General features: G+C 60.8%; 22 protein-coding genes. 20 read left to right on the forward strand and 2 right to left on the reverse strand.

The genetic code is table 11. The features are described from left to right. Window positions 1–32: 32 nt before the first annotated feature. Window positions 33–1,601 (reverse strand): NAD(P)/FAD-dependent oxidoreductase, encoded by a 1,569-nt coding sequence (locus tag CHH27_RS27195; RefSeq protein ID WP_094074380.1) that lies wholly within the window; start codon window positions 1,599–1,601, stop codon window positions 33–35. Window positions 1,602–1,711: 110 nt separating this feature from the next. Here CHH27_RS27195 and CHH27_RS27200 point away from each other — a divergent pair, with 110 nt between their 5' ends. From CHH27_RS27200 to CHH27_RS27220, 5 genes are read left to right on the forward strand one after another with little or no spacing between them, the layout of a single operon-like run. Further along, window positions 1,712–2,503: a cyclase family protein gene (locus tag CHH27_RS27200; RefSeq protein WP_094074381.1), complete on the forward strand. Its 792-nt coding sequence runs from the start codon at window positions 1,712–1,714 to the stop codon at window positions 2,501–2,503. A 10-nt stretch (window positions 2,504–2,513) separates the two neighbouring features. Next, window positions 2,514–4,070, forward strand: a complete 1,557-nt coding sequence (locus tag CHH27_RS27205) for an NAD(P)/FAD-dependent oxidoreductase (RefSeq protein WP_094074382.1) — start codon at window positions 2,514–2,516, stop codon at window positions 4,068–4,070. Beyond that, the gene (locus CHH27_RS27210; protein ID WP_094074383.1) at window positions 4,067–4,561 is read left to right on the forward strand and encodes a MarR family winged helix-turn-helix transcriptional regulator; all 495 of its coding nucleotides are present in this window, start codon (window positions 4,067–4,069) and stop codon (window positions 4,559–4,561) included. Before CHH27_RS27205 ends, CHH27_RS27210 begins: the two co-directional genes overlap by 4 nt. A 23-nt stretch (window positions 4,562–4,584) precedes the next feature. After that, the gene (locus tag CHH27_RS27215) at window positions 4,585–6,735 is read left to right on the forward strand and encodes an indolepyruvate ferredoxin oxidoreductase subunit alpha (RefSeq protein WP_094074384.1); all 2,151 of its coding nucleotides are present in this window, start codon (window positions 4,585–4,587) and stop codon (window positions 6,733–6,735) included. Then, complete coding sequence (locus CHH27_RS27220) at window positions 6,735–8,294, forward strand: indolepyruvate oxidoreductase subunit beta family protein (RefSeq protein WP_094074385.1); 1,560 nt, start codon at window positions 6,735–6,737, stop codon at window positions 8,292–8,294. Before CHH27_RS27215 ends, CHH27_RS27220 begins: the two co-directional genes overlap by 1 nt. A 333-nt stretch (window positions 8,295–8,627) precedes the next feature. On the opposite strand, the gene CHH27_RS27225 is transcribed toward CHH27_RS27220, so the two are convergent. After that, window positions 8,628–9,767 (reverse strand): aminotransferase class V-fold PLP-dependent enzyme, encoded by a 1,140-nt coding sequence (locus CHH27_RS27225; RefSeq protein WP_094074386.1) that lies wholly within the window; start codon window positions 9,765–9,767, stop codon window positions 8,628–8,630. 234 nt (window positions 9,768–10,001) lie between these two features. Between CHH27_RS27225 and CHH27_RS27230 the strand changes: the two genes are divergently transcribed. From CHH27_RS27230 to nirD, 15 genes are all read left to right on the forward strand, one after another. Then, a complete protein-coding gene (locus tag CHH27_RS27230; protein ID WP_094074387.1) occupies window positions 10,002–10,709 on the forward strand; it encodes a GntR family transcriptional regulator in 708 nt (235 codons plus the stop codon). A gap of 26 nt (window positions 10,710–10,735) precedes the next feature. Beyond that, window positions 10,736–11,863, forward strand: a complete 1,128-nt coding sequence (locus CHH27_RS27235; protein ID WP_094074388.1) for a cupin domain-containing protein — start codon at window positions 10,736–10,738, stop codon at window positions 11,861–11,863. A 30-nt stretch (window positions 11,864–11,893) separates the two neighbouring features. Next, window positions 11,894–13,096, forward strand: a complete 1,203-nt coding sequence (locus tag CHH27_RS27240) for an ABC transporter substrate-binding protein (RefSeq protein ID WP_198338314.1) — start codon at window positions 11,894–11,896, stop codon at window positions 13,094–13,096. Between the two features lie 3 nt (window positions 13,097–13,099). Further along, a complete protein-coding gene (locus CHH27_RS27245) occupies window positions 13,100–13,873 on the forward strand; it encodes an ABC transporter ATP-binding protein (protein ID WP_094074389.1) in 774 nt (257 codons plus the stop codon). After that, entirely contained in the window at window positions 13,870–14,586 is a 717-nt protein-coding gene (locus CHH27_RS27250; RefSeq protein WP_094074390.1) for an ABC transporter ATP-binding protein, read from the forward strand. Before CHH27_RS27245 ends, CHH27_RS27250 begins: the two co-directional genes overlap by 4 nt. Continuing rightward, the gene (locus CHH27_RS27255; RefSeq protein WP_094074391.1) at window positions 14,583–15,473 is read left to right on the forward strand and encodes a branched-chain amino acid ABC transporter permease; all 891 of its coding nucleotides are present in this window, start codon (window positions 14,583–14,585) and stop codon (window positions 15,471–15,473) included. The genes CHH27_RS27250 and CHH27_RS27255 overlap by 4 nt, the downstream gene beginning before the upstream one ends. Next, window positions 15,473–16,441, forward strand: coding sequence for a branched-chain amino acid ABC transporter permease (locus CHH27_RS27260; RefSeq protein WP_094074392.1), 969 nt, complete (start codon window positions 15,473–15,475; stop codon window positions 16,439–16,441). The genes CHH27_RS27255 and CHH27_RS27260 overlap by 1 nt, the downstream gene beginning before the upstream one ends. 363 nt (window positions 16,442–16,804) lie before the next feature. Continuing rightward, entirely contained in the window at window positions 16,805–17,245 is a 441-nt protein-coding gene (locus CHH27_RS27270) for a DoxX family protein (RefSeq protein ID WP_094074394.1), read from the forward strand. A 171-nt stretch (window positions 17,246–17,416) separates the two neighbouring features. Continuing rightward, window positions 17,417–18,004 (forward strand): ANTAR domain-containing response regulator, encoded by a 588-nt coding sequence (locus CHH27_RS27275; RefSeq protein ID WP_094074395.1) that lies wholly within the window; start codon window positions 17,417–17,419, stop codon window positions 18,002–18,004. Between the two features lie 59 nt (window positions 18,005–18,063). Next, window positions 18,064–19,173 carry a CmpA/NrtA family ABC transporter substrate-binding protein gene (locus CHH27_RS27280; protein ID WP_094074396.1) on the forward strand — a complete coding sequence of 370 codons (1,110 nt, stop codon included), beginning with the start codon at window positions 18,064–18,066 and terminating at the stop codon, window positions 19,171–19,173. Between the two features lie 387 nt (window positions 19,174–19,560). Further along, window positions 19,561–20,943 carry a CmpA/NrtA family ABC transporter substrate-binding protein gene (locus CHH27_RS27285; protein ID WP_208989038.1) on the forward strand — a complete coding sequence of 461 codons (1,383 nt, stop codon included), beginning with the start codon at window positions 19,561–19,563 and terminating at the stop codon, window positions 20,941–20,943. 83 nt (window positions 20,944–21,026) lie between these two features. Next, on the forward strand, window positions 21,027–22,109 hold the full coding sequence (locus CHH27_RS27290; RefSeq protein ID WP_094074397.1) for an ABC transporter permease: 1,083 nt from the start codon (window positions 21,027–21,029) through the stop codon (window positions 22,107–22,109). A gap of 10 nt (window positions 22,110–22,119) precedes the next feature. Next, window positions 22,120–23,880, forward strand: a complete 1,761-nt coding sequence (locus CHH27_RS27295) for an ABC transporter ATP-binding protein (RefSeq protein WP_094074398.1) — start codon at window positions 22,120–22,122, stop codon at window positions 23,878–23,880. A 17-nt stretch (window positions 23,881–23,897) separates the two neighbouring features. Beyond that, entirely contained in the window at window positions 23,898–26,351 is a 2,454-nt protein-coding gene (gene nirB / locus CHH27_RS27300; protein WP_094074399.1) for a nitrite reductase large subunit NirB, read from the forward strand. Further along, complete coding sequence (gene nirD, locus CHH27_RS27305; protein WP_094074400.1) at window positions 26,348–26,695, forward strand: nitrite reductase small subunit NirD; 348 nt, start codon at window positions 26,348–26,350, stop codon at window positions 26,693–26,695. Before nirB ends, nirD begins: the two co-directional genes overlap by 4 nt. Window positions 26,696–26,702 lie beyond the last annotated feature (7 nt).

Below are 26,702 nucleotides of genomic sequence, written 5' to 3' on the forward strand. Positions count from 1 at the left end.
GTGTCTCTGGAGCCGGTGCGTTTCTTTTGTCGCTATCCGGCAAGTTTTTGTGCGAGCAGATATCCGGGCCCGGCGCCGGTGCCTGCACCAGGCCAGACGGCGGCTCCGGTATGGAAAAGGTTTCCAACCGGAGTGGTGCCGTCGGCAAAACCGCGAACGGGCCTGAACAGGAAATGCTGGGTCAAGTGATGGCTCCCGCAGATCTGGTCTCCTCCGACCAGGTTGGGATTGTCCGCCTCCAGCATGGCGGGTGTCACGATATGACGGCCGAGGATCCTGGCTCGAGCGCCAGGCGCATAGCGTTCGAGAAGATCAAGGGCACGTTCGGCGAAGGGTTCGGCCGCGCTTTCCCAATCGGTCGCCGTGATCTGGCCAGCTGCATCTCCCTTGATCGTGCCGGGGGCCATGCGGACCTGAAGCCAGAGCACGTGCTTGCCGTCCGGGGCACGGCTTGGATCAATGGCGGTCGGCTGGCCGCAGACGACCACTGGTTCATCAGGCAACAAGCCGGCCTGCGCTTGCGTATAAGTCCGTGCCATCTGGTCCAGATCGGGGGCAAGATGCACATAGGCGAAGGTCTTGAGGTCCTCAGACGCCGTCCAGTCGGGCAGGTCTTCCATCGCGAGGTGGATCATCATGGTGCCCGGCGCATGGATCGAGGTCTTCAGGCCGCTGTCATAGCGTTTGTTTCCGGTCGCGCCGGTGAGCCTGGCAAGGGCCGCCGGCGCAACGTTGGCGATCACGGCCTTTTTTGCCATTACCTGTCGACCGTCGGACAGCTCGACACCAATGGCCTGTCCATTTTCGATCAGAACGCGTGTGATCTCGGCATCACAGGTTATCGAGCCGCCGTTTTTCTCCAACGTTGCGGTCATCGCCCTGGTGATCGTATCTGCGCCGCCTTTGCCAAGGACCATGCCGAAAGCCTGGTTGGCCATGCCCTCCAGGTAGGGGAAGACTGCGCCGCCAGAAATATCGGGTGCAAAGTCAAGATGCATGCCCCAAGCGGCCAGGAGGGCGCGCACCTTGGGAGAGACGAAGGTCTCGCTCAGCCAGTCTCTTGGCGATGCCAGCAGGAAGCGGCCGAGATCCATCACCCCGCCGGTGCCGCTCCGGCGCCACTCTTTGAACAATATATATGCAAATGCACGTTTTTTCGCCGGACCACCCAGGAGGCCGAACAGGCCCTCGGCGCGCGCCGGAAATTCGGCCGTCAGGGAGCGCCATGTTTCGGCATCCAGCGCATTTTCGGCGGCGATACGCTGTGCCGTCTTTTCCAGGTCATTGCTGACGCCGAGCCAGCTGCCATCCGGAAAGACGGAAGAAAAACAATTGGCTACCGGCGCAAATTCAAGTCCGCTCCTACCCAGATCTTCGCCATATTCCTTAAAAAAAGCCGAGCCGGCAAAGAGCGACAGGTTCATGGCGGCCCAGTCGTGACGGAAACCGGGAAGCGTATATTCGCCAGTCTTGACCGCGCCACCTGGTTCTGCCGCGCGCTCGAAAACACCGACCTTCCAGCCGCGAGCCGCCAGGTGGACAGCGCAGGCGAGGCTGTTGTGCCCGCTGCCGATAATGATGCTGTCCAAGGTCTCAGTCACGCTCTTCCCCTCCGCTGACGAAGAAGATAATTGCAAATACAAATAAATCTGTCTAGCATCGAATTGCAACAACGAGCCGACAGGCCGCAGAGGTACAGAGGGAACACATCATGTCTGCAGAGAACGCACTCGGCGGGCTCGGAGCCAAGCTCCTGTCCGGAGAGGTGGAAGTGGTGGATTGCACGGGCGTCCTGGGACCGAGCACGCCGATCATTCAGTTGCCGCCGGATTTCGCCAAGGCGACGCCGAAGGTCGAAATTCACAAGATCAGCGAATATGATTCAGACGGGCCGTTTTTTGCCTGGAACTGGATGGTGCTGGGCGAGCATTCCGGAACCCATTTCGATGCGCCGCATCACTGGATCACCGGCAAGGACTATGACGACGGCTTTACTGACACACTCGATGTACAGCGTCTTGTGGCGCCCGTGAACGTCATCGACTGTTCGCAGGAGAGCCTCGACAATCCGGATTTTCTTCTGACTGCGGACCTGATCAAGGCCTGGGAAGCCGAACATGGCGAGATCGGCGAGGGGGAATGGGTTGTCATGCGCACGGATTGGGACAAACGCGCCCATGACGAGGCGCTGTTCCTGAACACAGATGACACCGGGCCGCACAGTCCCGGTCCGACGCCGGATGCCATCGAATACCTGCTGTCCAAGAAGATTGTCGGTTGGGGCAGCCAATGCATCGGGACTGATGCCGGACAGGCAGGGGGGATGGAGCCTCCTTATCCGGCGCATAATCTTCTGCACCGGGACAACTGCTTTGGACTGGCCTCGCTTGCCAACCTGGACAAGCTGCCGGCCAAGGGGGCAATCCTGATCGCCGCGCCGCTGAAAATCGAACGCGGAACCGGCAGTCCGATCCGCGCCCTGGCACTCGTTCCCAAGGCGTGAGGCAGACACCGTGACCGCTCCGCATGTCATTATCGGTTCGGGCATCAATGCCCTCGTCGCGGCAGCAATGCTGTCGCGCCGGGGCGAGCCCGTTCTTGTGCTGGAGCGGTCCGATCGGCTTGGCGGCTGCATGCGCACGGAAGAAATCACGCTGCCCGGCTATCACCACGATGTCATGGCGGCGACCTTCGTTCTGTTTCTGACGTCGCCGTCCTATGCGGAACTGGCCGAGGATCTTGGCAAACACGGACTGGAATTCTGCCATGGCAATCATCCGACGGCCGTTTTGCGGCCTGGAGGCGAGGTGGCTGTCTTGTCTATGGACCGGAGCCGGAACATTGCCGCCTTTGACGCGCTTTCGGCGGGCGACGGGCTGCAACATGCCGCCGATGTCGGCGGTGTCGAGGCGGATGCCGAGTTTCTCTTTGCCCTGCTCGGAAACCCGCTCTGGTCGGTGAAGATGGCGCGCCTGATGGTCGGTCAGGCCTGGAAGCTGGGTCTGACCGGCCTGAAGGCCTGGTTCGGAACCGCATTGCAGCCGGCAAGAGGCTGGCTGGAAACTGGCTACAAGAGTGAAACCCTGCAGGCCCTTTGGGCGCCCTGGGTTCTGCACACGGGCCTGACACCCGAAAGCACGTATTCCGGACAGATGGGGCGGGTCATTGCCTTTGCCCTGGAGGCCGCCGGCGCGCCCGTTGCCAAAGGTGGATCGGCAAGCGTTCCGCAAGCCTTTCGAAAGCTCATCGAGGCGAAGGGCGGGACCATCCGCACCGGTGCGGATGTCGATCGGATCCTTGTGAAAGACGGCAAGGCGGTCGGTGTCAGGACGGCAGATAGCGAGACCATAAAGGCGCAATCGGTCATCGCTTCGGTCACCCCAACCCAGCTTTATGGACGCCTGCTTGATGATGAGGAGGCTGCCCCCGGCGCTGCCACCTACCGTTATGGGCGCGGCAATTTTCAGCTGCATTATGCGCTGGATGGCGATCCGGACTGGATTACGGCGGGGCTGGAGGACGTTGCCCTGATCCATTTGGCGGATGGCATTGACAGTGTTTCGAAATCCGCGAACGAGGCAGAGCGCGGCCTGCTGCCGGAAACACCGACAATTTGTGTCGGCCAGCCGCATCGGCTCGACCCGACGCGTGTCCCGGAAGGCAAAGCCCTGCTGTGGCTGCAGGTGCCGGATGCGCCACGGGTGATCAAGGGCGACGCTGCAAGCGTAATCCAGACCGCACCAAACTGGACGGAGGCGACACGCGAAGCCTTCGCCGATCGGCTGGAGGACATCTTGCGGCGGCATATCCGGAATTTCGATGAGATCAAACTGGCCCGGCGGGCTTATTCTCCGGCGGATCTCAACGACCTCAACATCAATCTGGTCGGCGGCGATCCCTATGGCGGAGCCTGCAGCATCGACCAGTTTTTCATCTGGCGCCCCTTGGCCCAGTCCGTTAATAGCGCCACCCAAATCCGCAACCTTCACCAGATCGGGGCTTCGACGCATCCCGGTCCGGGGCTTGGCGGCGGATCCGGCTACAATCTGGCAAAGCGGATGGGTGCATGAACGAGGAAGATCGGACGGCAGAGGCGATTGAAGACGAGCGCGTGCCGCGGCTCGGTGAAATCGGACTTGAGAACTTTCCGCCTTATCTGATGAACCGCATCATGGGGCGCTACAATGCTGCCCTGCGCGATGAAATGGCCAAGCTCGGGCTGACCACGCCCAAGATGCGGTCTCTCGCCGTCTTGTCCGTGATCGACGGACTGCTGATCCGGGATCTGTCCGTTTATGCCATCGTGGAGGTGTCGACGCTGAGCCGGGCACTGGATGCGCTGGAACGCGACGGGCTGGTGCGGCGGGTGACAGACAAGGAGGACAGTCGGGCTGTCCGCGTCCATCTGACCGACAAGGGACGCGACACGCATGAGCAGCTCTGGCCGCATCTTGCAAGTGCCTACCAGGCGATGTTCAAGGGCATCGACGAGGCCGAGCAGCGCGCCTTCGTGGCCACCTTGCAGACCATTTTGAAGAACGTGCGCAAGCACCCGATATGACGTGAGTTTCGAGGGAGGAGCCGATGGCCGAAAGGTCGTTCAAGGCCGAGGTTGAGCATCTTCGCAAAGGCACCGGCGACACCTTTACCGGTGAAGGCATACTGGCCATCACCAAGGCGCTTCTGGAAAACGGTGTCGGGTACGTCGGCGGCTATCAGGGCGCACCGATCTCCCATCTGATGGACGTGCTGGCCGATGCCGAGGACCTGATGGGCGAGCTCGGCATCCGCTACGAGGCCAATGCCTCGGAGGCCGCAGCCGCGGCCATGCTGGCGGCCTCCGTGCATTATCCCATTCGTGGTGCGGTCACGTTCAAGGGCTCGGTTGGGGTCAATGTGGCTTCCGACGCGCTGGCCAACCTTGCCTCGTCAGGGGTCAATGGCGGAGCTCTGGTCATCGTGGGCGAGGACTATGGCGAAGGCTCCTCGATCATGCAGGAGCGGTCCTACGCCTTTGCCATGAAATCCCAGTTCTGGCTGCTCGATCCGCGTCCGAACCTGACCTCGATCGTCAAGTCCGTCGGCGACGGATTTGCCCTGTCGGAGGCAAGCAATTCACCGGTGATGCTGATGGTGCGGATCCGGTCCTGTCACGTGACCGGCAGTTTTGAAACAAGCGACAACGTGCCGCCTCCGCTTTCGGTCCGCGATGCTCTGGCCAACCCCATGCGCGATTTCAAGCGGGTGGTCCTGCCGCCCATGTCCTATGCGCATGAACATGACAAGGTCGACAACCGCTGGCCGGCGGCCGAAAAATTCATCCTGGACAACAAGCTCAACGAGCGGTTCGGACCGGACAATGGCAAGGTCGGGATCATCTGCCCGGGCGGCTTCTACAACAGCGTCATCCGTGCCCTGCAGCGGCTCGGTCTCGCCGATATCAGCGGCAACACGTCCGTGCCGCTTTATGTGCTGAACGTAACCTATCCTCTGGTTCAGTCAGACCTGCTTGACTTCTGCACTGGCAAGGACGCCGTCCTGATGGTCGAAGAAGGGCAGCCGGAGTTCATCGAGCAGCAACTCGGAGCCATGCTCTACAAGGCCGGGGGAACAACAAAACTCGAAGGCAAGGGCATCTTTCCGAAAGCCGGCGAATACACCGGCCAGATCATGCTGGACGGTCTCGATGCTTTTGTTCGCAAGCATGCACCGGATCTGTTGCCCGGCAAGGTTCTGGCGCCCAATGCGCCCAAGCCGGAGCTTCCCGATCTCAGCCAGACCGTGCCGATCCGGCCACCCGGCTTTTGCACAGGCTGTCCGGAACGCCCGATTTTCGCCTCGCTGAAGCTGGTGGAGCAGGAAGTCGGTCAGCACCAGATCACCGGCGACATCGGGTGTCATCTCTTCGCCTGCCTGCCGCCATTCGAGATTGGCGGCTCGACCATGGGCTATGGCCTTGGTCCGGCCTCCAACGCGGCTTTTGATGGTGGTGGCGAGAAACGGGCGATCTCGATCCTGGGCGACGGCGGTTTCTGGCACAACGGCCTCAGTTCCTCGATCGGCAACATGGTCTTCAACAAGTCCGACAGCGTTGCCATCATCGTTGACAATTACTATTCGGCAGCAACCGGCGGCCAGGACATTCCCTCCAGCCGGGCGCGCAACAAGTCCAAGTCCACCAACAATCCGATCACCAAGGCGCTGGAAGGCGCGGGTGTCAAATGGATCCGACAGATTGACCGGACCTATGACGTCACGCAGATGCGGGCGACCATCCGCGAAGCGCTGACAACCGACTATGACGGGCCAAAGGTGATCGTGGCGTCTTCGGAGTGCATGCTCAACCGGCAGCGCCGCGAAAAGCCTCTGCGCAACAAGGCGATTGCCGGCGGCACGCGGGTGGAGGTGCCGCGCTTCGGGGTGGATCAGGATGTGTGCACGGGCGATCACGCCTGCATTCGCCTGTCGGGCTGCCCGTCCTTGTCGCTGAAGAAGCTGGACGATCCCTTGCGAGACGATCCCGTCGCGCATATCGACCAGTCCTGTGTCGGCTGTGGCAATTGTGGCGAGGTCGCCGACGCCGCGATCCTCTGCCCCTCCTTTTACGAGGCGAACGTGGTTCACAATCCGGGTGGCTTTGAGAGCTGGTTTGCCGGATTGCGTCAGAAGGTGATTGCCTGGCTGCAGACGCGCCGCGCAGGTCGTCGTCTGACTTTCAGCGCGGAGGAGGTCTGATGTCCCTGGCACTTCCCCTGGAGGGGCAGCCGACCGATCCCGCGCTTGAAGGGATCCTGAAAATCGCGATCCTGGCTGTCGGTGGCCAGGGGGGCGGTGTGCTCACCAACTGGATCGAGGGATTGGCACGCGCTGAAGGTTATCACTGCCAGGCGACCAGCGTCGCCGGGGTGGCGCAAAGGACCGGGGCCACGATCTACTACATCGAAATGGCACCGGGAGACGTGGTCTCACCGGTCTTTTCGCTGGCTCCCTCAGCCGGTGACGTTGACATCACCATCGCGGCGGAAATGATGGAAACGGGCCGCGCGATAATGCGGGGCTTCGTGACGCCGGATCGGACCACGCTGATCGCCTCCACCCATCGCATGCTGGCGGTGTCGGAGAAAACCGTGCCCGGCGATGGCATGGCGTCCTCCGAAGAGGTGAAGGCCGCCGCTGAACTCGCCGCCCAGAAACTGGTCATGGCGGACATGGATGCAGCGGCGCTCAAGGTCGGGTCCGTGATTTCAGCATCGCTCTTCGGTGCGCTTGCCGGATCCGAGGCACTGCCGTTCAGGCGGGAAGCCTTCGAAGAGGCTATTCGCGCCGGTGGCAAGGGCGTTGAGGCCAGCCTGCGTGCCTTCGCGGCCGGCTACGAGCTGGCCAGGAAGGGCGAGCCCGAGCAGCCGGAAGAGAAAACCGCACCGGAACCGCAGATCCTCGAACCGACCGGGCCGGAGAAAAGCCGTGCCGCCTATGCCAGTCTGCAAGCCCGGATTGTTGCGCTTCCCGAACCTGCCCAGGAGATGGCGCGTGCCGGGCTGCAAAAAGTGGTCGATTTTCAGGATGTAGCTTATGGCAGCGAATATCTGGACCGGCTGGAGGCTCTGGTTCGGCAGGATGATGCAGAGCATGGCTTCGAGCTTTCAAGGGAAGCTGCCAAATACATTGCCAATGCGATGGCCTATGACGACGTCATTCGCGTTGCCGACCTGAAAACACGGCCGCAGCGTTTCGAACGCATCAATCAGGAAATGCGGATCGACGATGGCAAGCTGCTGCGTCTGACGGACTATCTTCATCCACGTGCCGAAGAGATCGTTGGCCTGTTGCCGGTCAAGCTGGGCAGTCGGCTGGAGCGCGACCCGGCCTGGATGGCGCGCATCGACCGCTGGTTCAACCGCGGCAGGCGAATGCGCGCCGACGGATTGCGTGGTTTCGCGATGCTGTACATCCTTGGCGGCATGCGCGGTTGGCGCCTCAAGACCCTGCGCCATAAAATGGAGCAGGACCACCTGGAGGACTGGCTCAAGATGGTGTCCGGTTATCTGCCGGACCGCTACGCCATGGCCGTTGAAATTCTGAAATGCCGCCGTCTGATCAAGGGCTATTCCGACACCCATGCCAGAGGTCTTTCAAAGTTCGACAAGGTGCTGGCCGGCGCGCGGATGGTGGAAAGCCGCGAGGATGGGCCGGTATGGGTAGCGCGTTTGCGGGAGGCCGCGTTGAAGGACGAGAAGGGCACCGATCTCGACGGCGCCTTGAAGACCGTGGCGAGTTTTGCAGAAGTAGAGTAAGGCCTTTTCCATCGTCATCCCGGTCAGTGCTTTGCCTGACCGGGGTGCGGTAGAAGGGGAGTTGGTGTGTGTGGCCGATCCTTCGAGACGGGCCGTCGGCCCTCCTCAGGATGAGGTTTCAGTTTGTGGAACAGCCTGCTCAATCCGGCAAATGCAGCTTCACACGAATGAGTGTTGCTCTCTTAAGCAACCGAGGGCTGCTGTTCACTCCAGCCTCATCCTGAGGAGCCGCTTTAGCGGCGTCTCGAAGGATCGGCGCTTTACCCCGGGCTCTTTGAGAGGCAGCCCCGAGGGGGGCTCTGCGGTACCCAAACAGAAAGTTGCGGAGCAACCTCAAACGGCAGCGCTCACCGATGATTTCAGAACCTCGAGCACTTCCCGGCAGGCCTCTTCCGTCGTCTGGACGCCCGGAGACAAGCGCAGTGTGGCGCCGCGCGTGTCGGCGGAAAAGCCGGCCCTGCCAAGATCGTCCAGTGCACGGCCTGCCTCCGCGTCAGCGCCGAGCGAAATCATCAGGCTGCCACCGCGCTCCTGTTCAGCGCGCGGCGTGAGAAGCTTCAGTCCGATGTCGTCAATGCCGGCAATCAGCAGATCCGAAAGACGCCTGTTATGTGCCAGGATGGCATCTGTGTCGGCATCCCTGTGCCACTTGAGCGCCGGGACCGTTGCAGCAGCGGGCAAAATGGCCGGCGTGCCATTGTCGAAGCGCCGGATATCCGGCGCGTAGTCGAAGGCGTCGATGTCCCAGTTGAACGGGTTGTCCTGGCTGAACCAGCCGCGCAGCTCCGGCTTGCACTCCGGGATCAGATCCGGGTGAACATAGAACGCGCCTGCGCCTGGTGTACCGCACATCCATTTCAGGCTGGTCGAGACGGCAAAATCAACCTCGGGCGCCGCGACCGAGAAAGGCAGCAATCCAGCGGCCTGGGTGATGTCGACGCCGATCAGACTGCCCTTGGCGCGTCCATGAGACACGAGATTTTCCAGGTTGACCCGGTGCGAAGTTGTCGAACTGACCCAGGTGATCAGGGCAAAGGCAACGTCACTGTCCCATTCGGCAATCATGTCCTCGTCGGCGACCCAATCCGCCCCCTGGCGCGCCCGAACTGTGACCAGGTCAAAATCGAAGCGATCCTGCAGGCGGGTCAGGAGAAAATGGTTTGACGGAAAGCAGTCTTCCCCCACCAGTACCTTTTGACCCTTGAGCCGATTTTCGGGCAGGGCGGTCAGAAACATGTGCACGCCTTGCGTGACATTCTCGCAGGTCGTGACCGATCCGGACGGTGCGCCAAGCAGCTGTCGCCAAAGATCAATGAACTCTGCGCGCTTGCCCAGAAGATAAGGCCATTGCCGGTCGTTTGAGGCGCTCCACACTGCACCAAGGTCTGTCATTGCTGCAGCGAGATCCGCTTCCTTCTCCGGATACTGGCCAATCGAATGATAGAGGAAATAGCCGTCTTTTCTGGTGCTCATGATCCCCCCGATGGTTCCGCCGCTATTTGGTTGTCACGCCGTTCGAATTCGACGTCATGGGCGTTGTTAAGACTGTTGACCCGTAGGGGATTATTCGTATACAATTTTGACAATAGTTCAAGCTTAAAGGATTTCAGGTTTGCGATTTTTGGCTGAAATTAAAGGTCGAAGCCACGGACTCCTGACTTTTACTGTATACGGTTTTGCGCCTGACTTGATGAAAGCTAGCTGGTTATGACATCCAACAAAGCCGACCCGGCGCCTTCAAGCGGGCAAAGCACCAGCGCTCAGATCCATGACGTTCTGATGGGGCGCATTCAGCGCGGTGAACTGGTGCAGGGCGTGCGTTTGGTCGACACGGCCGTTGCGGCGGAGTTTGGTGTCTCGCGCATGCCTGCCCGGGATGCCCTGATGCGTCTGGCGCATGAGGGCTATCTGGAGCCGACGACGCGCGGGTTTGTCCTTCCGCGGCTCGATCATCAGGAAATTCTCGAGATTTTTGATCTGCGCCGGCTGCTGGAACCCCGTGCGGCGGCTCTGGCGGCGCAGGCGTTCTCGGAAACGGAGCTGGCCGCGCTGGGTGAAACGCTGAACGACGCGCGGTCCGCCATGGCGGTGGGAGACGCGGAGCGGCTGTTTCGCGCCTGTGAGATATTCCGAAACGGCTGGATCGATGCGGTGCCGAACGGTTCCTTGCGCAAGGCCCTGCAGCGCTACATGACCCAGGTCCAGGCTGTGCGCCTGATGACCTTTGCCGATGGCGACAATCACCCGCTGATCGTCGAAGGCAATGCGCGTCTCTACGAGGCTTTCTGCCGCCGGGATGCCGTGGCCGCGTCCGACAGAATTCTACGCTTCGTCTTTGATGGCGAGGCAGCCTATCTCGCCGCCCATGAGGCGGCACAAAAAGACAAAGCCGCTGCACCTGCCAAGGCAGGGTGACAAGGGGATCGAAGGGGGAGAGCGACATGACGGAAACCCGTGCCGAGATACGATTGCCGACCGAAGACCTGGCGAAGGACCTGCCGTTCTTCACCAGGGTTCTGAAGATGCGGCTGGACATGATCTATCCGGCCGACAATCCGGAAATCGCGGTCTTTTCAGGTCACGGCCTGCGTGTTCGGGTCGAAAAAGGAGCGCCGGAAGGTCCGGGGACCTTGCGAATTCTGACCGAAGACCCGGATGGTTTTGCCGATGGAGACCGGTTGCTGGTCGCGCCCAATGGCACGCGTGTTGAAATCGATGAACTGAACCCGCCGTTGGTTCTGCCGGAGACCGAGCACGCCTTTGTGGTGCGCCGGTTGGCGGACCAGGCTCCCTGGGTGATCGGGCGCGCAGGCATGGAATACCGCGATCTGGTGCCGACACGGCTGGGTGGTGCGATGATCGCATCGCATATCCGGGTGCCGGATGGTCCTGTGCCGGACATGGTCCATTTCCACAAGGTTGGGTTTCAGCTGATCTTCTGCGTGCGTGGCTGGGTGGATGTTCTTTACGAAGACCAGGGCGGCATGCGCCGGCTGACGGCCGGGGACTGTTTCATCCAGCCGCCGGAAATCCGCCACCGGGTCATGCATGCGGCGGACGGGATCGAGGTGGTCGAGATCGGCGTTCCGGCGGAGCACATTACCGAAATCGATCACGACATGACCCTGCCGACGCCGCATGAGCGTCCCGACCGGGAATGGCAGGGCCAGAAATTCGTGCATAATCTGGCAAAGGACGGCACGTTCAGGCCGTTTCGCGTACCGGGCTTCGAGGCGCGGGACACGACCATTTGCGACAACACCCAGGGTGTCGCCTCCGTAATGGTGGCGCGGCCGACGGGGGAAGAGGCCCCCTGGACGCGCCATCACGGCGACATTCTGTTCAACTTTGTGCTGGCAGGCGAGATGACCCTTGAGGGCGAGGGCAAAGACCCTTTCCGCCTGACTGCCGGAGACGCCTTTGTGATCCCGCCGAAACTGGCGACCAGATACACGGGCGCAACGACCGACCTTGAGCTGCTGGAAGTCAGTTTGCCGGGCCGGTTCGAGACGGAAATCCTGCAGGAAGAAAGTTTGCCGAGGAGGAATGAGCAAACCGTGCAGGCGTGAACGAGCAAGTGTGTAAGAGGGGATGACAGCATGAACAGACTGATGACTTTCGTGGCAGCCGCTGCCCTGATGGGGGCCGGTACTGCGGCTCAGGCCGATGACACCAAGATCGGCATCCTGATGGACATTACCGGACCGATTGCCAACTTCATTCCGCCGCTCCAGAACGCGGCCAACCTCGCGGTCAAGCATGTCAACGACCAGGGTGGCCTGCTGGGTGGCAACGCTGTCGCGGTTTATGGCGACACCACCGGCACCGCCCAGGGTGCGGTGGATGCCGCGCAGAAACTCGTCAACATCGAGAACGTACCTATTGTCATGGGCTCCTTGATGTCGGGCACCACGATTGCAGCGGCTGAAGCGGCGATCATTCCGGCCGGCGTCGCCCAGATCTCGCCGACGGCAACGTCACCGGCCATGACCGACCTGCAAGACGATGGCCTGGTCTTCCGCATTGTGCCCTCCGACAATTATCAGGGGGAAATCCTGGCCAAGATGGTTCTGGAAGAAGGCCTGAACAATGTCGCGCTCACCTATGTCAACAACGACTATGGCGTCGGCATCGGCCAGACCTTCCAGGCCGCCTATGAAGCCGCGGGCGGCAAGATCACCGCAGCCAACAAACACGAGGAAAAGAAGGACTCCTATCGCTCGGAACTGGCAAGTCTCGCCAAGGGAGAGCCGGAAGCACTCGTGGTGATCGCCTATGCCGGCGATAGTGGCGGCAAGATCGTGCGCCAGGCGATTGAAGGCGGGCTATTCACCAAGTTCGTCGGCACCGACGGTCTGCGGGATGAGCTCCTGATTGAAAATGTCGGAGCGGACGCGTTGAAGACCTCTTTCTTCTCCTCGCCGACGTCACCGGCGGAAAATCCGGCCCAGAAGACCCTGCATGATGCCTTCAACGCCGAATATGGCGAAGGCGCGGACAAGGCGTTTGTCGACCAGACCTATGATGCAACCTTCCTGGCGTTGCTGGCGATTGAAAAGGCCGGCTCCACCGATCGTGCGGCCATGGCTCAGGCCCTGCGGGATGTTGCCATGGCACCGGGTGAAAAGGTTGGTCCGGGTGAATGGGAAAAGGCCGTCGCGCTGATCAAGGCCGGCAAGGACATCGACTATGACGGTGCCAGCGGTGCTGCCGAGTTCGACGCCAATGGCGATGTCGGCGGTTACATAGGCAAGTTCGTCGTCGATGGCGATGGCTACAAGCAGATCGCGATTGTCGAATAACTCGTGATCCAGCTGGACAAGATCTGCGTCGATTTCGGCGGTTTGCGGGCGGTTGACCAGGCAAGCTTCGACATCGGCGCAGGCCGCATCACCGGTCTGATCGGGCCCAATGGTGCGGGCAAGACAACGGCCTTCAACGTCATTGCCGGGGCGATCCGGCCCAGTTCCGGCCGGGTGCTGCTGGAAGGGCACGACATCACGCGGCTGAAACCCCACGAGCGGGCAGCGGCGGGCCTCGCGCGCACGTTCCAGATCCCGCATGAATTCGACCGGCTCTCGGTGCTTGAAAACCTGATGGCAGCGGCGGCCGCGCCCGAGGGGGAAAATGTCTTCAATGTCGTTTTCCGGCGCGGCCGTTTTGCCGCCGAGGAGCGGGCGGTCTATGACCGGGCGCGCGAAACGATCAAGCTCCTGGAACTGGAACATGTCATTGACGAGCAGGCCGGCAACCTGTCGGGCGGGCAGAAGAAACTCGTCGAGCTTGGCCGGGCCCTGATGCGTGATCCCAAGATCATCCTGCTGGATGAAATCGGCGCCGGCATCAACCGGACGCTGCTGGGCAAACTGGCGGACAAGATCCTGATGCTGAACCGGGAGCGGGGGCTCACCTTCTGCCTGATCGAACACGATCTCGACTATGTCTCGAAGCTTTGCGACCACGTTCTGGTCATGGCCCAGGGCACCCTGTTGACCGAGGGAACGGTGGAAGACGTGCGCAACGACGAGCGCGTGATCGAAGCCTATTTCGGCGGCGGCAAATACGAGGTCCAGATATGACGGAGCAGCTGACGGTTATGGGGGTGACCGCCGGCTACGGTGGCCCTCCGATCATCGAGGACATTTCTCTGGCGGTCGAGCCTGGCGAGATTGCCGTCATTCTGGGGCCGAACGGGGCAGGCAAGTCGACCTTGCTGAAGACAATCTTTGCGCTGACAGAACTCTCTGCAGGGTCGATCCGTCTTGGAGACAGGGACCTCACCGGTGCCAAAACCTCGGCGCTTGTGCCGCTGGGCGTTTCAGCGGTGCCCCAATCCAAAAACGTGTTTGCGACCATGTCGGTTGCCGAGAACCTGGATGTCGGGACCTATGCCGCGCCGCCGAAAGACAAGGGAGCGACACTCGACAAGGTGCTGACCCTGTTTCCGGACCTGAGGGACAAGCTCAAACAGCCTGCTGGGGAACTCTCGGGCGGTCAGCGCCAGATGGTCGCCATGGGCCGCGCCCTCATGTGCGAGCCCAAGCTGGTCCTTCTGGACGAACCCACGGCGGGTCTTTCCCCCGCTTATCTGGAGCGGATCTTCGATCTGCTGCTCGACATTCGCAAAACCGGGATCACGATCTTGATGGTGGAACAGAACGCGCGCCAGGCGCTTCAGATTGCCGATCATGGCCATATTCTGGTCGGGGGGCGCAATCACGTCAGCGGAACCGGACAGGAGCTTTTGGCTGACGAAAATGTCCGCCGTCTCTTTCTTGGAGGCGCGGCGTGATCGAGTTCATCAATTTCTATCTGTTTCCGGCGCTCACCATAGGCAGCATCTACGCGCTGGGCGCCGTCGGCATCTCGATGATTTTCGGGATCCTGCGCTTTGCCCATTTTGCCCATGGCGATCTGATGACGCTCGGCACCTACGGGATCCTGGCGGCCGCGGCCGTCATGCCGGTCAATCCGCTGTTGCTGATCCCCTTTGGTATGGCCCTGACGATTGTCTCCGCGCTTTTTGTCGACCGCTATTTCTACCAGCCGCTCAGGTCCCTGCCGACGATCTACACGGTGATTTCCTCCTTTGGCATTGCGCTTGTGTTCCGGTCCGTCATCCAGCTTGTCTGGGGCTCTGAAAACCAGGTGTTTTCATCCGGCGTGAAGCCGCCACTGGTCTTGTTCGACACGATAAGGGTGTCCGTGTTGCATCTGCAGGCAATTGTGGCGACAGCGGTCATTGCCGTGCTGCTGCATTTTTTCCTGACCATGACCCGCACCGGACGGTCCATGCGCGCGGTGGCCGATGATCCCGAACTGGCTGAAGTCTCGGGCCTGGATACGGCAAAGGTGGTGCGCTGGACCTGGATCATCGGTGCGGCCCTGGCGGCGGTTGCTGGCGCGTTTGCCGCATTGAACACCAGTGCGCATCCCAATCTCGGCTGGAACCTGCTTCTGCCGATGTTTGCCGCGGCGATCCTGGGCGGGATCGGCAAGCCCATGGGGGCAATGGCCGGCGGCTTCATCATCGGTCTGGCCGAGGAGCTTTCCTCCTATCACTGGATCGGGGACGAGGCGCTGATCTCGCCGTCCTACAAAACCGCCGTGGCCTTCATCTGCATGATCGCGCTTCTGATCTTTAGGCCACAGGGCCTCTTCAAGGGGAGGCTGCTCTGATGGAACTGACCGGTCTCTTCTTCTATCTCGTCAGTCTGCTGATCCTGGGCGGGATCTACGCCCTGTTGTGTCTTGCGCTTAACATCCAGTGGGGCATGGGCGGTTTGTTCAATGCCGGGATTGCGGGTTTTTATGGCGTCGGCGCTTATTCCTCCGCCATCCTGACGACAGCCGCTTCGTCCAAGCATCTTGGCGGGTTCAGTCTGCCTGTGCCGATCGGTCTTCTGGGGGCGGCCGTCATTGCCGGTCTGGCGGGCTGGGCTGTTGCCAGGATCTGCGTCCGGCTCAAGAGCGATTACCTGGCCATGGCGTCCATCGGCATTGCCGAGATCCTGCGGCTGGTCATCGTCAACGAGGACTGGCTCACCAATGGAAGTCTGGGGCTCTCCAGAATTCCGCGCCCCTTCGGCGATCTGGCAACGGGCCGCATGAGCGACGTTGTGTTTCTCGGGTTCGTCTGGGTGGTGGTGTTGCTGGTGTATTTGGCCTCCAGCCGGCTTTACGACAGTCCCTGGGGGCGCAGCCTCAGGGCCATCCGGGACAATGAAACGTCGGCCGCTGCCGCCGGCAAGAATGTCGAGAAATTCCGGATCCAGACCTTCGTGATCGGTTGCGCGGTGATGGGGATCGCCGGCGGCCTGTCGGCGCATTACTTCCGCTTCCTGTCGCCGACCGCAACCGATCCGCTGCTGGTTACGTTCCTCGTCTGGGTAATGCTGATGGCCGGTGGCTCCGGCAACAACCGGGGCGCCATCCTGGGGGCGCTCAGCATCTGGACGCTCTGGTCGGTCACCGAGATCTTCACCAACCGTCTGCCGCCGGAATGGGCAACGCGCAGCTCCTTCATTCGCATGCTGCTGGTCGGTTTGTTGCTGCAAGTGGTGCTGCAGAAATTCCGCGCCGGGCTGTTGCCGGAGAAATCACCGCCGGTGAAGTTCCGGAAAGAGGAGACGGGGTCGGGCGGTTAGATGTCCCTTGGGGTCACTCTCGTCGACAAAGTCAATGTCACGAGGTGCACCCTGAGGCGTCAGTGTGCAGGGGATGTGGCGCACACCCTCCTTGTCATCCCGGCTGGAGCGAAGCGCAAGGCCGGGACCTAGTATCCGCTTGGCTGTGTTTAGCGGATTGCATTATCGACACGGCGTACTGGGTCCCGGTCTTGGCGATGCCAAACCGGTATGACAAGAAGAGAGGATCAGGCGAAGGGTATTGTTCAATTTTAACGAACAAATAGACAAATATTATCGATCTTATCATAATTAAGATAAACAATATCTTGGTCTCACAGGAGGCGGTCATCGGGATCGCCTGACAGATGAGGACAAAATCCAATGGCTAATCTCGATGTAACTGCTGGTGCACAAGGCACCGACGGTGCGCTGAACAAGTCCCTTGAAGGTCTTGCTCCGCTTGCCGCGCGCTTTCTGATCGCACCGCTTTTCCTGCTTTCCGGTCTCAACAAGCTGGGCTCCGCCGAGGCAACCATTGCCTGGATCGATGCAGCCGGCTTGCCTTTTGCAACACTCGGCTACATCGCGGCCGTGGTTGTGGAGATCTTCGGCAGCCTTGCGCTGATTGCCGGCTTCAAGACCCGTTACGTGGCAGCCATCATGGCGCTGTTCACGGTGGCTGCCGCGCTGGCCTTCCACAATCAGCTCGGCGATCAGAACCAGTTCATTCACTTCTTCAAGAACATTGCAATCGCGGGCGGTCTCCTGCAGATCGTTGCGTTCGGAGCCGGCCGGTTCAGCCTGGACGCCCTGCGCAAATAAACCGGCTCGATAAAGTCCGGCACAATCCGGATGCTGCACGGCTCCCGTTCTTGACGGGAGCCGTGCGCGTTTCTGGCGCAGAAAATCCCGGGCAAGGGCGGCTGCTTCAAAGAAAATGCTGCGACGCAACAAAAAGATTGCATAAAAAATAGCCCTGCGCATAATTGCGGCATGAGCGGCGGGCTTTCGATTCTGGTCATTGATGACAACAAGATCCGGGCATCCATCATTGAAGAGGGATTGCGCGATGCCGGGCATGACCAGGTTATTCTCGTGCACCAGATGGACGGCCTGGTGCGCCAGATCGCGGACATCAATCCGGACGTCATTGTCATTGATCTTGAAAACCCCAATCGGGACCGGCTGGAGCACATGTTCCAGGTCTCGCGCGCGGTGCAAAGACCGATTGCCATGTTTGTCGACAAGGCAGACAGTCAGTCGATCGAAGCGGCCGTCGATGCGGGGGTATCGGCCTATATTGTCGACGGGTTGAAGCGCGAACGGGTCAAGCCGATCCTCGATATGGCAATCAGCCGTTTCCGGGCCTTTTCAAAGCTGACCAAGGATCTGGAAGAGGCGCGCTCCGAGCTTGCCGACCGCAAGACCATCGATCGCGCCAAGGGCATTCTCATGAAATCCAAGGGGCTGACCGAGCAGGAGGCTTACGATCTTCTGCGGCGGACAGCCATGAACCAGAGCCGAAAGATCATCGACGTGGCCCAAAGCCTGGTGATTGCAAGCGGACTGCTGGGAGACTAGGCGATGCCACACCAACAACCCGGTCGGGGAGGAGCGGCCAGTATGGAGACCGGAGGAAAATGGAAACGCATCTGACACCCGTCATTGCCGGGTTCATTCCGCTCCTCGACTGCGCCGTGCTGGCAGTCGCCAGGGAGAAGGGTTTTGCGGAACAGGAGGGCATTGACCTGAAGCTGATCCGCGAAACCTCCTGGGCCAACATTCGCGATCGGATCGCCGTTGGGCATTTCGACGTTGCACACATGCTGGCGCCCATGCCGATCGCCGCAACGCTCAACCTGACCAGCCTGGCCGTTCCGATGCTCGCACCGATGGTGCTCGGCCTCGGCGGCAATGCGATCACGGTTTCCAAGACGCTTTGGGGGGAAATGCGGGAACGCGGTGCGGACCAGAATGGAGGCCCGGCGTCGACAGGTCAGGCTCTTGCGTCCGTCGTCACCCGCAGACTTGAGGCAACTGACCCACCCTTGCGTTTCGGCGTCGTGCACCCCTTCTCAGGCCATGCCTATGAGCTTCGCTACTGGCTTGCGGCAGCAGGGATCGACCCGGACGGGCATGTCGAGATTTCCGTTCTGGCCCCGCAGCTCATGGCCGACGCACTGGCGGCGGGGCAGCTGGACGGCTATTGCGTCGGCGAACCCTGGAACACCGCTGCCGTTCTGGCCGGAACCGGGCGCATAGTCACCTACAAACAGGCAATCTGGCCGGACAGTCCCGAGAAGGTCCTTGGCGTGACGCGGAAATGGGCGGCAGCTCACCCGGTCACGTTGTCGGCCATGATGCGCGCTCTTGCCCGCGCTGCCGACTGGTGCGCGGATCCCGCCAATCGAAGCACGCTCGCAGAGATCCTCGCCGGTCCGGATTATCTGGCCTGCCCTGAAGAGCTGTGCCTGCCGGCGCTGAGTGGCGAGATCAGGCTCGGAGATGGGGTGACCAGGTCGATCCCGGACTTCCTGGTCTTCTCCGGCGGCGTGAAAGGAGCGCCTGCACCCGCGCAAGGCGTCTGGTTCTACCGGCAGATGGCGCGCTGGAACCAGGCCAGTCATACGGCGGAAGACGAAGCGGAAGTCAGCGCACTTTTTTCGCCGCAAGCCTATCTGGAAGCGCTGCAGATCGAAGCGGCACCGGAAGACCGGTCACCGCAGCTCTTTGACAGGCCGAAGCGGTGAGCACCGGGAAAGAGACTGCCGCCCATTGCATCGCAAAGCGCGCGCTGCATTGCACAAAAAAAGATCACTTGCCTCAAAGCTGGGCCAACGAAACAGGCAGTCATGATCCGGCTCCTTTTAAAGTAAAAACAACAAGTGATTGAAAAATAGAAGAAAACGACAGTGAGGCGAGACTGGCACGCTTCATGCTAAGTAGACTTCGAGGCCGACGCTGGCCTAACACATATCGCGCCCACGGACGGGCGCCCAGGCAAAGCCGCCGTTCTGATCTGCATTCTCTCCTCCTATGCGCAGATCAAGACGGCGGTTTTTTTTGTTTTCAGCCAGCGTCCGCACAAGGACGTGGAAAAAGAGGGAACGGACGTGACACAGGCAAAGATTTTTCAGATGACGCGCCGGGCGGCACTGGGTGCCTTGATGGCCGCCACGGCCATGGTTCCGGCAACATCCGCCTTCGCGGAAATGCTCGACGTGGAAAAGGATGAACTGACTTTCGGCTTCATCAAACTGACCGACATGGCACCGCTCGCTGTCGCCTATGAGCTCGGCTATTTCGAAGAGGAAGGGCTCTTTGTCACCCTGGAGCCCCAGGCCAACTGGAAAGTGCTGCTTGATCGCGTGATCACAGGCGAACTGGACGGCGCTCACATGCTTGCCGGTCAGCCGCTCGCCGCAACCATCGGCTTCGGCACCAAGGCGCATATCGTGACGCCGTTCTCCATGGACCTGAACGGCAATGGCATCACCGTTTCCAATGAGATCTGGGAGATGATGAAGCCAAACATCCCGACCATGGAAGACGGCCGTCCGCAGCATCCGATCTCGGCAGCTGCCCTGAAGCCTGTGGTCGACAAGTTCATCGACGAAGGCAAGCCGTTCAACATGGGCATGGTGTTTCCGGTCTCGACCCACAATTACGAGCTGCGCTACTGGCTGGCCTCCGGTGACATTCACCCGGGCTTTTATTCCGAGACCGACATTTCCGGTCAGATCCAGGGCGAAGCGCTGCTCTCCGTGACCCCGCCGCCGCAAATGCCGGCAACGCTCGAAGCCGGCACGATCTACGGCTACTGCGTTGGCGAACCCTGGAACCAGCAGGCTGTGTTCAAGGGCATCGGCGTTCCGGTCATCACCGACTACGAGATCTGGAAGAACAACCCGGAAAAGGTCTTCGGCCTGACCAAGGAATTCACCGAGGAAAACCCGAACACCACGCTGGCCATCACGAAGGCCCTGATCCGTGCGGCCAAGTGGCTGGATGAAAACGACAATGCCAACCGTATGGAAGCGGTCGAGATCCTGGCCCGGTCCGAATATGTTGGCGCCGACGCGGAAGTGATCGCCAATTCCATGACCGGTACCTTCGAGTATGAGAAAGGCGACAAGCGGGACGTTCCGGACTTCAACGTCTTCTACCGTTACTTTGCGACCTATCCCTACTATTCCGATGCCGTCTGGTACCTGACCCAGATGCGCCGCTGGGGGCAGATCCCGGAGCACAAGCCGGACAGCTGGTATGACGAAGTCGCCAAGTCCGTCTATCTGCCGGAAACCTATCTGAAAGCCGCGCGCCTGCTGGTCGAGGAAGGTCATGTCGCCGAAGAGGATTTCCCGTGGGACTCAGACGGCTACCGTGCGCCGACGCCTGCAGCCGACATCATCGACGGCATTCCCTATGACGGCAAACAGCCGAACGCCTATATCGACAGCCTTCCGATCGGCCTGAAAGGCAAGCAGATCGTTGACGGCAACGAGGTCGTGGGGGGCTGATCCCAGCCCTTTGGAGCGGCGGTTCGCAGCGCCGCCGCTCCCTTTTTTCAAAAGATCAAGACAAGACTTAAGGGACCATTCCCATGGCCAACGCCGATACCGCCGGCTCTGCGGACCTTGCACGGGCCGCCCGGAAAGAAAAACTCTTCACCTGGATCAACAAGACCGGCGGTTGGCTGGACGCCCTCGGCTTCTCCTGGCTGGTGCCGTTGATGAAGATCGCCGCGGGCGACAGCCCGAAAGAGCAGTTGGGTGAACTGAAGCGCGTGCTGCTGATCCCTCTGCTCGGCATCATCGCCTTTCTGGTTCTTTGGGGAGCCCTCGCACCGCAGGTGCAGACGTCGCTTGGCGCGGTGCCCGGACCGGCGCAGGTCTGGAGCCAGACCATCAACCTTTGGGAAGACCATGTCCGCGAGCGCGAAAAGGCGACCGCCTTTTACGAGCGCCAGGATGCCCGCAACGCCAAATATGAAGCTGAGGGCAAGACCGACAAGATCAAGCACCGGACCTATACCGGCAAGCCGACTTATATCGACCAGATCGGCACCTCGCTCAAGACCGTCGGCCTGGGCTTCTTGATCGCAACCATAATTGCCGTCCCGCTTGGTATTGCCTCCGGTCTCTCCCGGTCCTTCAACGGCGCCATCAATCCTCTGATCCAGATCTTCAAGCCGGTGTCGCCGCTCGCCTGGTTGCCGATCGTGACCATGATCGTCTCGGCGACTTACGCCAACCCCTATGACTGGCTCTCCAAGTCGCTGCTGATCTCCGCCGTCACCGTGACGCTCTGCTCCATGTGGCCGACGCTGATCAACACCGCGCTCGGTGTCGCCTCGGTCGACAAGGATCTGATGAATGTCGGCCGCGTCCTGCAGCTGCCGACCTGGAAGACAATCACCAAGCTTGTGCTGCCGTCCTCGCTGCCCCTGATCTTCACCGGCCTGCGTCTGTCGCTGGGCGTGGGCTGGATGGTGCTGATCGCGGCTGAAATGCTCGCGCAGAACCCGGGTCTCGGCAAATTCGTTTGGGACGAGTTCCAGAACGGTTCCTCGCAGTCGCTCGCCAAGATCATGGTCGCGGTTCTGACCATCGGCCTTATCGGCTTCATGCTGGACCGGCTGATGTTCGCCTTGCAGCGCGCCTTCACATTCAGCGCGAACCGCTAAGGAGAGCCAAATGTCCTTTCTGGAAATTTCCGGTGTCTCCAAGTCCTATGGCGAAGGTGCTGAACGGACCGACGTCCTGGATGACATCAACCTGAAAGTAGACGAGGGCGAGTTCATCGCCATCGTCGGCTTCTCGGGAACCGGCAAGACCACTTTGATCTCTCTGCTTGCCGGTCTGATCGAGCCGGACACGGGTGGTGTGATCTTCAAGGGCAAGGAAATCGACGGCCCGAGCCCGGATCGCGGTGTCGTGTTCCAGTCCTATTCGTTGATGCCCTGGCTTTCGGTCACCGGCAATGTGGCGCTCGCCGTAGACAGTGTCTTCAAGAAAAAGTCCGCCAAAGAGCGCAAGGCGATCTGTGACAAGTATATCGAGATGGTCGGTCTCGGTCACGCTCGCGATCGCAAACCGGCAGAGCTTTCCGGGGGCATGCGCCAGCGGGTGGCGGTGGCCCGGGCGCTTGCCATGCAGCCGGAACTGCTGCTGCTCGATGAGCCGCTGTCAGCGCTTGACGCCCTGACGCGGGCAAAGCTGCAGGACGAGTTCGCAGCGATCTGCGAGCAGGAAAAGAAGACCATTCTCCTGATCACCAACGATGTCGACGAGGCCATCCTCCTGGCCGACCGGATCATTCCCTTGAAGCCCGGCGCAAAGGCAACGCTCGGTCCGGAATTCAAGGTACCGTTCAAACGGCCTCGGGACCGCGGCGAGCTCAACCACAACGACGCGTTCATCAAGCTTCGGGCCGACATTACCGAATACCTGATGGAAGTCGGTGCGGAACGCGGTGCCGATCTGGAGCGGGACATCATCCTGCCCAACATCGTGCCGATCACCCAGCGGGTGAAAGGCGACGACACGCTTCCGGCCGCGTATGAGCGTGCGGCGGAAACCCATAACGACAGCCGCTTCCTGGAGTTTTCACGGCTCAAGAAAGTCTATCCCACACCAAAGGGACCGCTGACGGTGGTCGACGGCTTCGAGCTGAAGATGAAGAAGGGGGAGTTCATCACCCTGATCGGCCATTCCGGATGCGGCAAGTCCACGGTGCTGTCGATGGTCGCCGGTCTGAACCCGATCACGGAAGGCGCCATTGTCCTGGACGGTACACACGTGACCCAGGCTGGCCCCGACCGTGCCGTGGTGTTCCAGGCTCCGAGCCTGATGCCCTGGCTGACGGCTTACGAGAATGTCGCCCTTGGGGTCGACAAGGTCTATCCGGATGCCTCCAAGGCAGAGAAGCGGGATGTCATTGAATACTACCTGTCGAAGGTTGGCCTGGCAGATGCCATGCAGAAAGCGGCCGTGGATCTGTCGAACGGCATGAAGCAGCGGGTCGGCATTGCCCGTGCCTTCGCGCTTTCTCCGAAACTGCTGCTGCTCGATGAACCGTTCGGCATGCTGGACAGCCTGACCCGGTGGGAGCTGCAGGACGTCTTGATGGACGTCTGGAAACGAACTCAGGTGACGGCGATCTGCGTTACCCATGACGTCGACGAGGCGATCCTGCTCGCCGACCGCGTCGTCATGATGTCGAACGGGCCGAACGCCCGCATCGGCAATATCATGGAAGTGGACCTGCCGCGGCCGCGCTCGCGCAAGGAACTGCTCGCCCACCCGGATTACTACGCCTACCGCGAAGAGCTTCTGGACTTCCTGGAAGCCTATGAGGGCGGGGCTGATCCGAGCGAAGACCAGTTGAAATCCATCCAGGAAAAACGCGCCGCCCGCCTGGCCCGTCAACGGGCTGCGGTCGAGGCTGCCGAATAGGCCAGGGGAGGGAAATCATGACAAGAAAGAAACTCGTCGTTGTCGGCAACGGCATGGCCCCGGGGCGGATGCTCGAATACCTGTTCGACAAGGACAAGGATGCCTACGACGTCACCATCTTCAACGCCGAACCGCGTGTGAACTACAACCGGCTGATGCTGTCGCCGGTTCTCTCCGGTGAAAAGACCTACGAAGACATCATCACTCATGGGGATGACTGGTACGCCGAAAACGGCGTCACGCTTCACAAGTCGGCGCGTGTTGCCGAGATCGACCGGGCCGGGAAGACGGTCACCTCGGAGACGGGCATCACCGCACCTTATGACAAGCTCGTCGTAGCGACAGGCTCCAATCCCTTCATCATTCCGTTGCCTGGCAAGGATCTTGCGGGCGTTCTGACCTATCGCGATCTCGACGATGTCGACAAGATGCTGGACGCTGCCAAGCTGGGCGGGCGCGCCGTTGTCATCGGGGGTGGCCTTCTGGGTCTGGAAGCTGCCGCCGGTCTCAAGATGCAGGGCATGGACGTCACTGTCCTGCACCTGATGCCAACCCTGATGGAACGCCAGCTCGACCCCGCTGCCGGCTTTCTCCTGGAAGAGGAGTTCAAGCGCCGGGGCATCGATGTTCTGACCAAGGCCAACAGTCACGAAATCGTCGATGACGGCACCGGCAGGGTCAAGGCGATCCGGCTGGATGACGGCACGGAGATCGAAGCCAGCATCATTGTCATGGCGGTTGGAATTCGTCCGTCGGCGGATCTCGCCAAAGCCGTGGAGCTGGAGACAAATCGCGGCATTCTCGTCGGCGACGACATGCGCACCAGCGACCCGGATATTTTTGCCCTCGGTGAATGCGTCGAACACCGCGGCCAGTGCTACGGCCTCGTCGCTCCACTCTACGAAATGGCGGAAGTGATCGCTGATAACCTGTTGGAGGGAAGCGCCGCATACACCGGGTCTGTGACAGCGACCAAGCTGAAGGTCACCGGTGTCGATCTTTATTCGGCCGGTGACTTTGCCGAGGGCGAGGACCGTGAGGAAATCGTCCTGCGCGATGCCACTGCGGGCGTCTACAAGCGGCTGGTCCTGAAGGACAACAGGATCATCGGAGCGGTGCTTTACGGCGAAACCTCCGATGGACCATGGTTCTTCGACCTTTTGAAAAAACAATCGGATGTCTCGGAAATGCGCGAGACACTGATCTTCGGCCAGGCCTATCAGGGGGGCGCCCCCCTGGACCCTACGGCGGCCGTTGCAGCCTTGCCGGATGATGCGGAAATCTGCGGCTGCAACGGCGTATGCAAGGGAACGATCGTCAACGCGATCAATGAGAAAGGCCTGACCGCGCTCGATGATGTGCGTTCGCACACCAAGGCATCGGCATCCTGCGGCACTTGTACCGGGCTTGTCGAACAGCTCATGCAGGTGACGCTTGGCGATGCCTATAATCCGGCGGCAGTGACGCCGATGTGCGGCTGTACCGATCTTGGCCACAGCGAGGTGCGGCGCCTGATCAAGTCCAAGGGTCTCAAGACCATTCCTGTCGTCATGCAGGAACTGGAATGGAAATCCTCCGGCGGTTGTGCCAAGTGCCGCCCGGCGCTGAACTATTATCTCGTCTCCGACTGGCCGGATGAATATGCCGATGACTACCAGTCGCGGTTCATCAACGAACGTGTTCACGCCAACATCCAGAAAGATGGCACCTATTCGGTGGTCCCGCGCATGTGGGGTGGCATGACGTCATCGAAGGAGTTGCGGGCAATTGCCGATGTGGTCGACAAGTTCAACATTCCCGCGGTGAAATGCACCGGCGGCCAGCGCATCGACATGCTTGGCATCAAGAAGGAGGACCTGCCCGCGGTCTGGGAAGATCTCGGCAAGGCCGGGTTCGTCTCCGGTCAGGCCTACGCAAAGGGGCTCAGGACGGTCAAGACCTGTGTCGGTTCGGACTGGTGCCGCTTCGGCACGCAGGATTCCACCGGTCTCGGGATCCGGATCGAGAAATTCATGTGGGGGTCCTGGACACCGGCAAAGCTCAAACTGGCTGTCTCCGGTTGCCCGCGCAATTGCGCGGAAGCCACCTGCAAGGACATCGGAGTTGTGTGTGTCGACAGTGGATTTGAAATCCACTTCGCAGGTGCCGCCGGTCTCGACATCAAGGGCACGGAAGTGCTCGGGCTGGTCAAAACGGAGGACGAGGCGCTCGAGCACATCGTTGCGCTCACCCAGATGTACCGCGAACAGGGACACTATCTGGAGCGCATCTACAAATGGGCCAAGCGTATCGGCTATGACGAGATCCGCAGTCAGATCCTGGACGATGCGGAACGCAGGAAAGCCTATTTTGACCGCTTCGTCTTTTCCCAGAAATTCGCCCAGGTTGATCCATGGTCCGAGCGGGTCTCCGGCAAGGACAAGCACGAATTCAAGCCGATGGCTGTTCTGACCCGGGAGGCTGCCGAATGAACGCGGAAACCAGAAACTGGGTCGCCATCGGCGACCTTGCCGATATCCCGCGCGAGGGCGCGCGGGTGGTCAAGACCGATGCGGGCTGCATCGCCGTCTTCCGGACCGTAGACGACGACGTCTTTGCACTGGACGACCGCTGCCCGCACAAGGGCGGACCACTGAGCCAGGGCATCGTGCACGGCACGTCCGTGACTTGCCCGTTGCACAACTGGGTCTTTGATCTGGCCACCGGCCTGGCACGTGGTGCCGATGAGGGGGCGGTGCCTGTCACTGCAGCCAGGGTCGAGGAGGGCAAGGTGCTGCTTGCCGCCGACGATCTGGCCCGCCGCATGGCGCGCTGACACCAGA

The organism is Labrenzia sp. VG12 (genome assembly GCF_002237595.1).
Taxonomy (GTDB): domain Bacteria; phylum Pseudomonadota; class Alphaproteobacteria; order Rhizobiales; family Stappiaceae; genus Roseibium.

What these genes read in the sequence shown, in the direction of transcription:
- CHH27_RS27250 (WP_094074390.1), top strand. Translation starts at nt 13,870, where the DNA reads ATGACGGAGCAGCTGACGGTTATGGGGGTGACCGCCGGCTACGGTGGC.
- CHH27_RS27225 (WP_094074386.1), bottom strand. Translation starts at nt 9,767, where the DNA reads ATGAGCACCAGAAAAGACGGCTATTTCCTCTATCATTCGATTGGCCAG.
- nirD (WP_094074400.1), top strand. Translation starts at nt 26,348, where the DNA reads ATGAACGCGGAAACCAGAAACTGGGTCGCCATCGGCGACCTTGCCGAT.
- CHH27_RS27285 (WP_208989038.1), top strand. Translation starts at nt 19,561, where the DNA reads ATGACGCGCCGGGCGGCACTGGGTGCCTTGATGGCCGCCACGGCCATG.
- CHH27_RS27260 (WP_094074392.1), top strand. Translation starts at nt 15,473, where the DNA reads ATGGAACTGACCGGTCTCTTCTTCTATCTCGTCAGTCTGCTGATCCTG.
- CHH27_RS27210 (WP_094074383.1), top strand. Translation starts at nt 4,067, where the DNA reads ATGAACGAGGAAGATCGGACGGCAGAGGCGATTGAAGACGAGCGCGTG.
- CHH27_RS27220 (WP_094074385.1), top strand. Translation starts at nt 6,735, where the DNA reads ATGTCCCTGGCACTTCCCCTGGAGGGGCAGCCGACCGATCCCGCGCTT.
- nirB (WP_094074399.1), top strand. Translation starts at nt 23,898, where the DNA reads ATGACAAGAAAGAAACTCGTCGTTGTCGGCAACGGCATGGCCCCGGGG.
- CHH27_RS27235 (WP_094074388.1), top strand. Translation starts at nt 10,736, where the DNA reads ATGACGGAAACCCGTGCCGAGATACGATTGCCGACCGAAGACCTGGCG.
- CHH27_RS27230 (WP_094074387.1), top strand. Translation starts at nt 10,002, where the DNA reads ATGACATCCAACAAAGCCGACCCGGCGCCTTCAAGCGGGCAAAGCACC.
- CHH27_RS27215 (WP_094074384.1), top strand. Translation starts at nt 4,585, where the DNA reads ATGGCCGAAAGGTCGTTCAAGGCCGAGGTTGAGCATCTTCGCAAAGGC.
- CHH27_RS27200 (WP_094074381.1), top strand. Translation starts at nt 1,712, where the DNA reads ATGTCTGCAGAGAACGCACTCGGCGGGCTCGGAGCCAAGCTCCTGTCC.
- CHH27_RS27270 (WP_094074394.1), top strand. Translation starts at nt 16,805, where the DNA reads ATGGCTAATCTCGATGTAACTGCTGGTGCACAAGGCACCGACGGTGCG.
- CHH27_RS27290 (WP_094074397.1), top strand. Translation starts at nt 21,027, where the DNA reads ATGGCCAACGCCGATACCGCCGGCTCTGCGGACCTTGCACGGGCCGCC.
- CHH27_RS27275 (WP_094074395.1), top strand. Translation starts at nt 17,417, where the DNA reads ATGAGCGGCGGGCTTTCGATTCTGGTCATTGATGACAACAAGATCCGG.
- CHH27_RS27295 (WP_094074398.1), top strand. Translation starts at nt 22,120, where the DNA reads ATGTCCTTTCTGGAAATTTCCGGTGTCTCCAAGTCCTATGGCGAAGGT.
- CHH27_RS27280 (WP_094074396.1), top strand. Translation starts at nt 18,064, where the DNA reads ATGGAAACGCATCTGACACCCGTCATTGCCGGGTTCATTCCGCTCCTC.
- CHH27_RS27240 (WP_198338314.1), top strand. Translation starts at nt 11,894, where the DNA reads ATGAACAGACTGATGACTTTCGTGGCAGCCGCTGCCCTGATGGGGGCC.